Origin of the sequence: Pseudomonas sp. W2-17, from assembly GCF_041060445.1 — a bacterium.
Lineage (GTDB): Bacteria > Pseudomonadota > Gammaproteobacteria > Pseudomonadales > Pseudomonadaceae > Aquipseudomonas.
Genome location: NZ_JAUFNS010000028.1, coordinates 25,784 through 38,415, shown reverse-complemented (window position 1 = coordinate 38,415; position 12,632 = coordinate 25,784). Strand labels below are relative to the sequence as shown.

General features: G+C 61.6%; 12 protein-coding genes. All 12 read left to right on the top strand.

Going from position 1 to position 12,632, the window contains the following annotated elements:
- Nucleotides 1–217: 217 nt before the first annotated feature.
- The 12 genes from fliE to fliM all read left to right on the top strand — a co-directional run bounded on the left by fliE (nt 218) and on the right by fliM (nt 12,587).
- Nucleotides 218–547, top strand: a complete 330-nt coding sequence (fliE, locus tag QWI20_RS24520) for a flagellar hook-basal body complex protein FliE (protein ID WP_065987290.1) — start codon at nt 218–220, stop codon at nt 545–547.
- Nucleotides 548–561: 14 nt separating this feature from the next.
- On the top strand, nt 562–2,340 hold the full coding sequence (gene fliF, locus QWI20_RS24515) for a flagellar basal-body MS-ring/collar protein FliF (protein WP_369307609.1): 1,779 nt from the start codon (nt 562–564) through the stop codon (nt 2,338–2,340).
- Nucleotides 2,333–3,349 (top strand): flagellar motor switch protein FliG, encoded by a 1,017-nt coding sequence (fliG, locus tag QWI20_RS24510; RefSeq protein ID WP_065987292.1) that lies wholly within the window; start codon nt 2,333–2,335, stop codon nt 3,347–3,349. The genes fliF and fliG overlap by 8 nt, the downstream gene beginning before the upstream one ends.
- Before the next feature lie 15 nt (nt 3,350–3,364).
- Entirely contained in the window at nt 3,365–4,180 is an 816-nt protein-coding gene (gene fliH, locus QWI20_RS24505; RefSeq protein ID WP_369307608.1) for a flagellar assembly protein FliH, read from the top strand.
- Nucleotides 4,170–5,528: a flagellar protein export ATPase FliI gene (fliI, locus tag QWI20_RS24500; protein WP_369307607.1), complete on the top strand. Its 1,359-nt coding sequence runs from the start codon at nt 4,170–4,172 to the stop codon at nt 5,526–5,528. Before fliH ends, fliI begins: the two co-directional genes overlap by 11 nt.
- A 6-nt stretch (nt 5,529–5,534) precedes the next feature.
- Nucleotides 5,535–5,984 carry a flagellar export protein FliJ gene (gene fliJ / locus QWI20_RS24495; protein ID WP_369307606.1) on the top strand — a complete coding sequence of 150 codons (450 nt, stop codon included), beginning with the start codon at nt 5,535–5,537 and terminating at the stop codon, nt 5,982–5,984.
- 904 nt (nt 5,985–6,888) lie between these two features.
- Entirely contained in the window at nt 6,889–7,191 is a 303-nt protein-coding gene (locus QWI20_RS24490; protein ID WP_369307605.1) for an STAS domain-containing protein, read from the top strand.
- The gene (locus tag QWI20_RS24485; RefSeq protein ID WP_369307604.1) at nt 7,191–8,900 is read left to right on the top strand and encodes a SpoIIE family protein phosphatase; all 1,710 of its coding nucleotides are present in this window, start codon (nt 7,191–7,193) and stop codon (nt 8,898–8,900) included. Before QWI20_RS24490 ends, QWI20_RS24485 begins: the two co-directional genes overlap by 1 nt.
- A gap of 29 nt (nt 8,901–8,929) precedes the next feature.
- A complete protein-coding gene (locus QWI20_RS24480) occupies nt 8,930–9,322 on the top strand; it encodes an Hpt domain-containing protein (protein WP_369307603.1) in 393 nt (130 codons plus the stop codon).
- A gap of 115 nt (nt 9,323–9,437) precedes the next feature.
- A complete protein-coding gene (locus QWI20_RS24475) occupies nt 9,438–10,865 on the top strand; it encodes a flagellar hook-length control protein FliK (RefSeq protein WP_369307602.1) in 1,428 nt (475 codons plus the stop codon).
- A gap of 237 nt (nt 10,866–11,102) precedes the next feature.
- Nucleotides 11,103–11,609 carry a flagellar basal body-associated protein FliL gene (gene fliL / locus QWI20_RS24470; RefSeq protein WP_192174147.1) on the top strand — a complete coding sequence of 169 codons (507 nt, stop codon included), beginning with the start codon at nt 11,103–11,105 and terminating at the stop codon, nt 11,607–11,609.
- Between the two features lie 9 nt (nt 11,610–11,618).
- Entirely contained in the window at nt 11,619–12,587 is a 969-nt protein-coding gene (gene fliM, locus QWI20_RS24465) for a flagellar motor switch protein FliM (protein ID WP_237251446.1), read from the top strand.
- The last annotated feature ends 45 nt before the right edge of the window (nt 12,588–12,632 follow it).

Here is a 12,632-nt window from a genome sequence, read left to right as displayed (position 1 = left end):
GTGAGCAAGCTCACCCCCACAGGGACTGCGTCTGATAGGCATCGCGCGGTGTCAATGCGTGAAGCGCCTCTGCGTTTATGTATCTGTTCAAATACCCATCCAAACACTTTCATCAAACGTGGCACATCGCCGCTATTGGTCTGGCACCCTTGTTGCTAATGCTTAGGTAACCGCTGAATCCGTGTCAAAAATTTGCGGCCCTTTTGAGAGAAACGTCATGACCCAAGGTGTTGAATTTAATCGCTTGATGTTGGACATGCGCTCCATGCAAATGGACGCCATGGCTCAGCCCAAGGCAATCGCAGCGCCAGAACAGGCCGGTGCGAGCAGTTTCGCAGACATGCTCGGCATGGCGGTGAACAAGGTCAACGACACCCAGCAGGCGTCGAATCAGTTGTCGACCGCTTTCGAGATGGGCAAGAGCGGCGTGGACCTCACCGACGTGATGATCTCCTCGCAGAAAGCCAGCGTGTCGTTTCAAGCGCTGACCCAGGTACGCAACAAGCTGGTTCAGGCGTACCAAGACATCATGCAAATGCCGGTTTGAGGACGATTTAAGTCATGGCCGAAGCCGCCGTCGATAACGTACCCGCCAAAACGGGTGCGCCAGGAAGCAAGCCGCCGATGTTCGGGCTGGCGTTCCTGCAAAATCTCTCCGAGATGACCATGCTGCGTCAGGTCGGCCTCATGGTCGGTCTGGCTGCCAGCGTGGCGATTGGTTTCGCCGTCGTGCTTTGGTCGCAACAGCCTGATTACAAGCCGCTCTATGGCAGCCTGTCGGGCGTCGACACCAAGCAGGTGATGGACACGTTGGCCCAGGCCGACATTCCCTACACCGTCGAGCCTAATTCCGGCGCGCTGCTGGTGAAGTCCGATGACCTGTCCCGTGCCCGCATCAAGCTGGCCGGCGCCGGCATCGCCCAGAGCGACGGCAACGTCGGCTTCGAAATCCTCGACAAGGATCAAGGCCTGGGCACCAGCCAGTTCATGGAGGCCACCCGTTACCGTCGTGGCCTGGAAGGCGAACTGGCGCGGACCATCTCCAGCCTCAATAACGTCAAGGGGGCCCGCGTTCACCTGGCGATTCCGAAGAGCTCGGTGTTCGTGCGTGACGATCGCAAGCCCAGTGCTTCCATTCTGGTTGAGCTGTATGCCGGTCGTTCGCTGGAGCCGGGTCAGGTGCTGGCGATCATGAACCTGGTCGCCACCAGCGTGCCGGAACTGAGCAAGTCGCAGATTTCTGTCGTTGATCAGAAGGGCAACCTGCTGTCCGATCAGGCCGAGAACTCCGAGCTGTCCATGGCCGGCAAGCAATTCGATTACACCCGTCGCATGGAAAGCATGCTGACCCAGCGCGTTCAGAACATTTTGCAGCCGGTGCTGGGCAATGACCGCTACAAGGCAGAAGTGTCGGCAGACGTTGATTTCAGCGCCGTCGAGTCCACTGCCGAAAGCTTCAACCCGGACCAGCCTGCGCTGCGCAGCGAGCAGACGGTCAACGAACAACGCTCCAGCAGCAGCGGTTCCGGAGGCGTGCCGGGTGCTTTGAGCAACCAGCCGCCAGGCCCGGCGACCGCACCACAGAACGCCGCCGCCGGTGCTGCCGGTGCCGCAGGCGCCATCGCCCCGGGCCAACCGCTGCTGGACGCCAACGGTCAACAGATCATGGACCCGGCCACCGGTCAGCCAATGCTGGCGCCGTACCCGGCCGACAAGCGTAACCAGTCGACCAAGAACTTCGAGCTCGACCGTTCCATCAGCCACACCAAGCAGCAGCAGGGCAAGGTCAATCGCCTGTCGGTTGCGGTGGTGGTGGATGATCAGGTCAAGGTGAACCCCGCCAACGGCGAGACGACAATGGTGCCGTGGACGGCCGATCAGCTGGCACGCTTCACCCGCCTGGTGCAGGACGCCGTCGGCTTCGACGCCAGCCGTGGCGACAGCGTCAGCGTGATCAACGTGCCGTTCTCCACCGATCGCGGCGAAGTGATTCCGGACATTCCGTTCTACTCGCAGCCATGGTTCTGGGACATCGTCAAACAGGCCATGGGCGTGCTGTTCATCCTGGTGCTGGTGTTCGGCGTACTGCGTCCGGTGCTCAAGGGCATTACCAATCCGCAAGGTAAGCGCCTGGATGGTGACTCCGAGCTGGGCGGCATGATCGGGATGGACGGTGAACTGGCAAACGACCGCGTCAGTCTGGGCGGTCCGCAAAGTATTCTGTTGCCGAGCCCTACCGAGGGCTATGACGCACAGCTCAACGCAATCAAGAGCCTTGTGGCCGAGGACCCGGCGCGTGTAGCGCAGGTCGTCAAAGAGTGGATCAACGCTGATGAGTGATAGAGCTGCTGCGCTTAAATTGACCCGCGTGGACAAGGCCGCGATTCTGCTCCTTACCCTGGGTGAGACCGATGCCGCGCAGGTCTTGCGCCACATGGGGCCCAAAGAGGTTCAACGTGTGGGCGTGGCCATGGCGCAGATGCGCAATGTGCACCGCGAGCAGGTCGAGCAGGTGATGAGCGAGTTCGTTGACGTGGTCGGCGATCAGACCGGCGTCGGCATCGGCTCGGACGGCTACATCCGCAAGATGCTCACCCAGGCACTGGGCGAGGACAAGGCCAACGGCCTGATCGACCGGATTCTGCTGGGCGGCAACACCAGCGGTCTCGACAGCCTGAAGTGGATGGAACCGCGCGCGGTGGCCGACGTCATCCGTTTCGAGCACCCGCAGATTCAAGCGATCGTCGTGGCCTACCTGGACGCCGATCAGGCCGGCGAAGTGCTGAGCCATTTCGACCACAAGGTGCGCCTGGACATCATCCTGCGCGTGTCGTCGTTGAACACCGTGCAGCCGGCGGCGCTGAAAGAATTGAACCAGATCCTCGAGAAGCAGTTCTCGGGCAACGCCAACACGTCGCGTACTACCCTCGGTGGTATCAAGCGTGCGGCGGATATCATGAACTTCCTCGACAGCTCGATCGAAGGCCAGCTCATGGATTCGATCCGCGAAGTGGACGAAGACCTGTCGACGCAGATCGAAGACCTCATGTTTGTCTTCAACAACCTGTCCGACGTCGACGACCGCGGGATTCAGGCCTTGCTGCGCGAAGTCTCCTCCGATGTGCTGGTCCTGGCACTGAAGGGCTCCGACGACGCCATCAAGGAAAAGATTTTCAAGAACATGTCCAAACGTGCCGCCGAACTGCTGCGCGACGACCTGGAAGCCAAAGGCCCGGTTCGTGTCAGCGACGTGGAAGGCGCCCAGAAAGAAATTCTCACCATTGCCCGTCGTATGGCGGAGGCCGGGGAGATCGTTCTTGGCGGCAAAGGTGGCGAGGAAATGATTTAAGCGTAGGTGTCGTTGATGTCCAGCTCCGATAAAGCAGCACCCAGTGAGCTCATCCGCGCCCAGGATTTGCGTGGCCTCGACGTCTGGGCCTTGCCCAGCTTCGACCCGCAGGTGGAAACGCCCGAGCCGGAACCGGTCATCGAAGAAGCCGAGCTCGCCGAAAGCGAAGAAGTGCCGCTGGAAGAAGTCCAGCCGATGACCCTGGAAGAGTTGGAAAGCATCCGCCAGGACGCCTACAACGAGGGCTTTGCCATCGGTGAAAAAGAGGGTTTCCACAGCGCCCAGCTCAAGGTTCGTCAGGAAGCGGAAGTGGCCCTGGCGGCCAAGCTCGACAGCATGGAAACCCTGATGGGGCATCTGTTCGAACCGATCGCCGATCAGGATGCGCAGATCGAGAAGTCGATGGTGTCACTGGTCGAACACGTGGTTCGCCAGGTCATCCAGCGCGAGCTGAAAACCGACTCCACCCAGATCGGCACGGTGCTGCGCGAAGCGTTGCGGCTGCTGCCGATGGGGGCGGCCAACGTGCGCATTCTGGTCAATCCGCAGGATTTTGCGCTGGTCAAAGCCATGCGTGAGCGTCACGAGGAAACCTGGCGCATTCTCGAGGACGAGACCCTGCAGCCCGGCGGTTGCCGTGTCGAGAGCGAGCACAGCCGCATCGACGCCACGGTCGAGGCGCGGATCAGTCAGGCCCTCGGCAAAATGTTCGATCAACTGCACGAGCAGGCCCTGCACCCGGCGCCGCCCGATGTGACCATCGAACTGGAAGAGGCGATCCAGAGCGCCGAGAAAACCACTTACCCGCTGGGTGCTGTCGATGCGCCTTGAACGCACCAGTTTCGCCAAGCGTCTGAGCACGTACCCTGACGCGATCTCCCTGCCTACGCAGCCGATCGTCGAAGGGCGATTGCTGCGCATGGTCGGCCTGACCCTCGAAGCCGAGGGCCTGCGCGCGGCCATGGGCAGCCGCTGCATGGTGATCAACGACGGCAGTCATCACCCGGTTGAGGTTGAAGCCGAGGTCATGGGCTTCTCCGGCGGCAAGGTGTTCCTGATGCCGGTCGGCAGCGTCTCCGGCATTGCGCCGGGCGCCCGCGTCGTGCCGCTGCCGGACACCGGCCGTCTGCCGATGGGCATGACCATGCTGGGCCGCGTCCTCGACGGCGCCGGTCGCCCCCTCGACGGCAAGGGCGGGATGAAAGCCGAAGACTGGGTGCCGATGGACGGCCCGACCATCAATCCGCTCAATCGCAACCCGATCAGCCAGCCGTTGGACGTGGGCATTCGCTGCATCAACGGTTTGTTGACGGTCGGCCGCGGTCAGCGTCTGGGTCTGTTCGCCGGTACCGGGGTGGGCAAGAGCGTGCTGCTGGGAATGATGACCCGCTTCACTGAGGCCGACATCATCATCGTCGGCCTGATCGGCGAACGGGGCCGCGAGGTGAAGGAATTTATCGAGCACAGCCTGGGCGAGGAGGGCCTCAAGCGCTCTGTCGTCGTGGCCTCCCCGGCGGATGACGCGCCGTTGATGCGTCTGCGAGCGGCGATGTATTGCACGCGCATCGCCGAGTATTTTCGCGACAAGGGCAAGAACGTCCTGTTGCTGATGGATTCGCTCACGCGTTTCGCCCAGGCCCAGCGGGAAATCGCCCTGGCCATTGGCGAGCCGCCCGCGACCAAGGGTTATCCGCCGTCGGTGTTCGCCAAGCTGCCCAAGCTGGTGGAACGCGCCGGTAACGCCGAGGCGGGCGGTGGCTCGATCACCGCGTTCTATACCGTTTTGTCCGAAGGCGACGACCAGCAGGACCCGATCGCCGACTCGGCCCGGGGCGTGCTCGACGGCCACATCGTGCTGTCGCGGCGACTGGCTGAAGAGGGTCATTACCCGGCCATCGATATCGAAGCGTCGATCAGCCGGGTGATGCCGTCCGTGGTCGATCCGCAGCACATGGTTCAGGCGCAGTATTTCAAGCAGTTGTGGTCGCGTTATCAGCAGAGCCGCGATCTGATCAGCGTCGGCGCCTACGTGGCCGGCGGCGATCGCGAGACGGACCTGGCGATTTCGCTGCAGCCGCAACTGGTGAAGTATTTGCGCCAGGGCTTGCAGGAGAACGAGAGCATGCAGAGCAGTGAGGAGCAGTTGGCGAAGATTTTCAATCCTCAGGCTGGCGGTTAATTGGTCATGGCACTCAGTCGCGCAGGCCGTCTGGCGCCGGTGGTCGAGATGGCCGAGAAGGTCGAGAAGGCCGCCGTGCAGCGTCTGGGGCATTTTCAGGGTCAGGTGCGGCTGGCTGAAACCAAGCTGGGCGAGCTGGATAAGTTTCGCTCTGATTATCAGCAGCAGTGGATCGATAAGGGCGCCCATGGGGTGTCGGGTCAGTGGCTGATGAATTATCAGCGCTTTCTCAATCAGTTGGAGACGGCGGTGGCGCAGCAGCGTCAGAGTCTGGCGTGGCATGAGAATAATCTGAACAAGGCGCGCGGCGAGTGGCAGAAGGCGTATGCGCGGGTGGAGGGGCTGCGCAAGCTGGTGCAGCGGTATATCGATGAGGCGCGCGCGCTGGAAGATAAACGCGAGCAAAAGCTGCTGGATGAGCTGGTACAGAGGCTGCCGCGGACCGAGCAGTTTTAAAAGCATCTGCCTGGGGGCAGATTGTTTCGCCTTCGGCGAGTTACTTTTAAAAAGCACTAAAAGTAACCAAAAGTGCCTGCTCCTGGTTTGGCCCTCCTGCGTCGGGTTCCCTCGCTCCGGTCTTGCTCCGTGGGCCCGCGCCGAACGGACATCCATGTCCGCAACGGCGCTCTCGCCGCATCCATGCGGCTCGGCCCACTGCGCAAAACCTGCGCTCGGCCTGCACCCAAGTCGCGTTTTGCGGTGTTTGAACTTTTTGAGTTTGAAGAGCAAAAGCAAAGGCAACGAAAATCGTGAGGACGACGACATAGTGGGACCGGCTTTAGCCGGGAAGGCGTCGGAAGGCACACTGCAAAACTGATGGCGGACAAACCGGCCTCTTCCCGGCTGAAGCCGGTCCCACTAAGTCATCGTATGCATCCCGTGGGATTGGTTGTGGCTCTGACCGTAGGACCGGCTCTAGCCGGGAAGCTTTTGATCTGTTTTTGATTTTCGTACATAGAAAGCCCAAACACCGCCAATCGCGACTTGGGTGCAGGCTGAACGGAGGTCTCGTGGAGTGGGCCGAGCCGCATGGATGCGGCGAGAGCTGCCCCCCGCCATGGATGGCGGATGGCAGCGTGCCCACGGAGCGAGACCGGAGTGAAGGAACCCTGAGGAACGAAGGGCCCAACCGAGAGCAAGCACCCTTGGCTGCTCTTTAAAACAGAGAGGGGGGTGCTTTTCCAAGTAACTCGCCGAAGGCGAAACAGTCTGCCCCCAGGCAGACGCCCTTGATCTTGAGAGCTGCCGTCAACTGTTGCTCTTGATCCTGAAAGCCAAGTAAAAGCTAACGATTTGCCACTCCTCACAAGGGCTGCTAAAACTCAAGCGTCTGGCGCTGTTTCATACAAGGAATTTGCCAATGTCAGTTACCTCCGAACACTCCAAAGATGGCCAAGAGCTGACCATCACCATCAAAGGACGCTTCGACTTCTCGAAGCACCAGGATTTTCGCGGCGCCTACGAAAAAGAACACCAGGCCAAACGCTATACGGTTGACCTGACCGGCACGACCTACCTCGACAGTTCAGCGCTCGGTATGCTCCTCCTGTTGCGCGACCATGCCGGCGGCGAGAGAGCCGAAGTCCAGTTGCTCAACTGCAACGCCGACGTCCACAAAATCCTCACCATCTCCAACTTCTCCAAACTCTTCAAAATCGCCTGATGATTTCGTCTGCCTCCGATCGCCTGACGGTCCTCATCGCCGATGACAACGTCAGCGACCGGATGCTCCTGTCCGCCATCGTCAGCCGCCAGGGCCATGACGTCCTGACCGCCAGCGACGGCGCCGAAGCCGTCGGGCTGTTCGAGCGTCGGCGGCCGCAACTGGTGCTGATGGACGCCATGATGCCGGTCATGGACGGCTTCGAAGCGGCGCGCCAGATCAAGACCCTCGCCGGGGACTCGCTGGTGCCGATCATCTTCCTGACGTCCCTGACCGAAGGCGAAGACCTTGCCCGTTGCCTCGACGCCGGCGGCGACGACTTCATTGCCAAGCCGTACAACCAAGTGGTGCTGGCCGCCAAGATCAACGCCATGAACCGCCTGCGCGTGCTGCAGGAAACCGTCCTGCACCAGCGCGACCTGATCACCCGCCACCATAAATACCTGCTCAACGAACAGCGCGTGGCCAAGGCGGTGTTCGACCAGATCGCCCACTCCGGGTGCCTGAGTTCGCGCAACATCCGTTACCTGCAATCGCCCTACGCGCTGTTCAACGGCGACCTGCTTTTGGCCGCCTGGTCGCCGTCCGGCAACATGCACCTGCTGCTGGGGGATTTCACCGGCCATGGTCTGCCGGCGGCGGTGGGCGCGATGCCGCTGGCCGAAGTGTTCTACGGCATGACCGCCAAGGGGTACGGCTTGTCCGAAACCCTGCGGGAGATGAACGCCAAGCTCAAACGCATCCTGCCCGTCGACATGTTCTGCTGCGCCGCGCTGCTGTCCCTGAACTTCAAGCAGCAGTTGGTCGAGGTCTGGAACGGCGGGCTGCCGGATGGTTACCTGCTGCATGGCGACGACCGGCCGCACACGCCGCTGATTTCGTCGAACGTGCCCCTCGGTGTCTTGAGCGCCGGCAGCTTTGACGACAACACCCAGGTGTATCCCTTCGGGCCGGGTGACCGGGTGTTTCTGCTGTCCGACGGCGTGGTCGACAGCACCGGCCAGGACGGCGAACTGTTCGGCGCCCGGCGTCTGCAGAATGTGCTGGTGAGCAACCGCAACCCGGCGCTGCTGATCGAAGAAGTGCAGTGGGCCCTGGCGCGCTTTCGCGGCCAGGCGCGGGACGACGTGAGCATGGTTGAAGTGGCCTTCAGCGAACCTGACTTGCTCGGACCGCCCTCGGTCATCTATACCGACAGCGGCGATTCCAGCCCGCTGGATTGGTCCGCGTCGTTCGAGTACCGCGCGGCAACGCTCAAGCGCTTCAACCCGCTGCCGTATCTGTTGCAACTGCTGCAGGAGGTACACGGCTTGCGCGTGCAGAGCAGCGAGCTGTATATCGTGCTGTCGGAGCTCTACAGCAACGCGCTGGAGCATGGCGTGCTTGGGCTCGACTCGGCGCTGAAGCGCGACGCCGCAGGTTTTGGGCTTTACTACCGGCAACGCGCCGAACGCCTTGATCGTCTGGTGGACGGTTTTATCCGCATCGATTTTCAGATCGTCCCGGACGGCGAGGGCGGTCGCCTAACGGTGCGGGTGCAGGACAGCGGTGCGGGTTTCGATTCCGATCGCGTGCTGGCGCTGCCGCCTGCGGTCACCCAATTGTCCGGGCGCGGCCTTGCGCTGGTCCGGCAGCTCAGCGACCGCTGTCGGTGGTCCGATGATGGCCGGACGGCCAGCGTGGAATTTGCCTGGGAGGGTCTGGCATAATCCCCGCGTCTTGATCAAGGAGTGAACAAGTGTCGAATAATCCTGTGGACTTCAACGTGCTCAGCACGCTGCGTGAGGTGATGGAAGCTGAATACCCGGCGCTGCTGCAGGTGTTCATTTCCGATTCCATCAATCGCGTCAACGACATGACCCTGTTGTTGCGTGACCCTTCCTTCACTGCCGCCTCCACCGCCTCGCTGCAACGCCTCGGCCTGATGGCCCACAGCTTCAAAGGCAGCACCGGCAACATGGGCGCCACGCATTTGTCAGAACTGTGCCTGCAACTCGAAGAGCAGGGGCGCGGCATGGTGACAGCGGATGACGCCCGGATAAGGCGGCTGGTGTCCGAGATCAAAGAGGAATTCTGCGCCGTCAGGAAAGTTTTCGAAGACGAACTGCAGCTCTGCCACGCCAGCCACTGAGCCAGGTGTTCCCATCCGGCTTTTTGCCTCGGACTCACGTTTAATCCAGCTTCTCGCGTTAACTGGCCCGCCATTTGCTTTGTCTCTCTGTAATTGTGCTCTTGCGGAGATTCACATGGCGCTCGCCACCAACCCATTACTGACGGCTTTGACAGCGGCTAAAGCCCAGAAAGCCGGGAATAACGCCCCGACCAAGGCGCCGGAACCCGTCAAGCACAGCAGTTCCAGCTTTTCTGACGTATTCGCCAAGCAGGCGCCGGTCAAGTCTCACGGTGCGGATAATCCGGCGCCCAAGCCGGCAAGCGCCAAGAGTTCGGCAGCCGACGACAAGCCTGCCGCCAGCCATACGTCTGCCGCCGCCGACAAGACCGTTGCCGATAACGGCAATGGCTTGCCTGCCAAGCCGGTCAACGGCAAGGCCGACGATGAGGCCGGCGCGGGCAAAGGCGATGCTCACGACAAGGATGACGGCACTGACGATGCGAAAGACCCGACCCTCGCGGATGCGCCGCCGGTAGACCCTGTGCCGGACCCGACACTGGCCGTCACGCCTCCGGTGCAAGAGCCCGTGGCCGTCGCGCCTGCCGTTCAACCGGTGGTAGATCCGGCGCTTCTCGCCGGCACGCTGCCCGTGATGCCGCCGCCTGCGGTGCAAGCGCCGACCGACGCAACCGACGCCGCCGGCGACGATTTCGATCCGTACGCCGATCCGCTGGAAGGCTTGACCGCTGTGCAGGTCGCCCTGGAAAACAAGGCCCAGCAGACGGCGCAGAACAACGGTGTGCAGGGCGACGGCAAAGGCGGGGGCAAGCAAGACCCGAACGCCGATCCTTCGCAGCTGCTGGCCACCAACCTGGCCGCGCTGGGCGACCAGCCCGTGGACAAGAGCACCACCGAAGGCGGCGGCGACAAAGCTTTCAGCGGTTTGCTGGCTGACGGCCTGAAAGACGTGAAGGCCGCCACCAGCGATACGCGAGTGGATAACTTCGCCGATCGACTGGCGGCCTTGTCCCAGGCCGCGCAGGTGAAAAACACGTCGACCTCGGCTCCGGCCACGCCATTGCTCAATCAGCCATTGGCGATGAATCAGGGGGGATGGACCGAAGGCGTGGTCAACCGCGTGATGTACCTGTCGAGCCAGAACCTCAAGCAGGCGGACATTCAGCTGGAGCCCGCTGAACTGGGCCGTCTGGACATCCGCGTCAATATGGCGGCGGACCAGCAAACCCAGGTCACCTTCATGAGCGCCCACGTTGGCGTGCGTGAAGCGCTGGAAAGCCAGATGTCTCGCCTGCGCGATTCCTTCGTCCAGCAGGGCATGGGCCAGGTCAACGTCAACGTCTCTGACCAGTCCCAGGGCTGGCAGCAACAGGCACAACAGCAGTCGGGCGGTGATGGTCAACGCAACGGCGGCAGCAGCCGCGTCAACGGTGCCAGTGGCAGCGATCTCATCGCCGACGGCGCTCCGGTGGACGCCGCCTCGGCCGCCGCCAACGCACCGCTGACCGTCGTGGGTTCCAGCGCGGTGGATTATTACGCCTGAAAACGCCCTGCCAACGCTTGGGCGTTGTCAGTAGCCGTCAGCGACATGCTACAAGCTACAAGTAAAAGCAGGAACAAGGGCGGCAGTGCATGGGAGACCCCGGTTTCCCGGGCACTGCCGCTTTTTGCTTTAGCTTGCCGCTCACCTCTTGCAGCTTGAAGCTGTCCATGTGGCACAACCCTTGCTCTTCCTCTGTCACGCAACACCGAACCCCTTGGATAGTGACGGATTATTGGCATGGCGAAGAGTGACGACGCAGCAGTGGCGGACCCTGCAAAAAAGGGCAAGTTGAAAGTCATCATCCTCATTGTGGTGGGGCTGCTGCTGGCCATTGGTGTGTCGGTGGGCGCGACCTGGTTCATCATGCACAAGGCCGAAAGCAAGCCGGATGCCGCCGCCATTGCGGAAGCGGCGAATGCCAAAAAAGAGGCGATCTTCGAACCGCTGACGCCGCCTTTCGTCGTCAACTACAACGTCAACGGCCGTCAGCGCTACATGCAGGTCAGCATCACCTTGCTGGCCCGCGACCACGCCGACCTCGAAGCGTTGAAAGCGCACATGCCGGTCATCCGTAATAACCTGGTGATGATGTTCTCCGGTCAGCCATTCGATACCATCGCAACGCCGGTGGGCATGGAAATGCTGCGCCAGAAAGCGGCAGCCGTGGTCCAGGAAGTGGGCCAGAAAGAGCTGAGCAAGAGCGTGATCGAACAGGTACTTTTCACTAACTACGTACTGCAGTAGGACCACGACATGGCCGTGCAAGACCTGCTGTCCCAGGATGAGATCGACGCGCTGTTGCATGGCGTCGACGACGGTCTGGTACAGACCGATAGTGTTGCCGAGCCTGGCAGCGTAAAGAGTTATGACCTGACCAGTCAGGATCGCATCGTCCGCGGACGCATGCCGACCCTGGAAATGATCAACGAGCGTTTCGCCCGTTACACCCGCATCAGCATGTTCAACCTGCTGCGCCGCTCGGCCGACGTGGCCGTGGGTGGCGTTCAGGTGATGAAGTTTGGCGAATACGTGCACTCCCTGTATGTGCCGACCAGTCTGAACCTGGTCAAGATCAAACCCCTGCGCGGCACCGCGCTGTTCATCCTCGACGCCAAGCTGGTGTTCAAGCTGGTGGACAACTTTTTTGGCGGCGACGGTCGCCACGCCAAGATCGAAGGCCGTGAATTCACCCCGACCGAGCTGCGCGTGGTGCGCATCGTGCTGGATCAGGCGTTCATTGATTTGAAGGAAGCCTGGCAGGCGATCATGGAAGTCAACTTCGAGTACATCAACTCGGAAGTGAACCCGGCCATGGCCAACATCGTCGGTCCGAGCGAAGCGATCGTGGTGTCCACCTTCCACATCGAACTGGACGGCGGTGGCGGCGATCTTCACGTGACCATGCCGTATTCGATGATCGAGCCGGTGCGCGAAATGCTCGACGCCGGTTTCCAGTCGGACGTCGACGATCAGGACGAACGCTGGGTCAACGCCCTCAAGCAGGACGTGCTCGATGTGTCGGTGCCGTTGCGCGTCGCGGTCGCTACGCGCCAGCTCAAGTTGCGCGACATCCTGCACATGCAGCCGGGCGACGTGATCCCGGTCGAGCTGCCGGAACACCTGGTCATGCGCGCCAACGGCGTGCCGTCCTTCAAGGTCAAACTGGGTTCGCACAAGGGCAACCTGGCCCTGCAAGTCGTCGAACCCATAGAACGCCGCTGACGCTCCGTCGCCGGCAAAACGAATGTGCTGCGTAAACGAATCAAT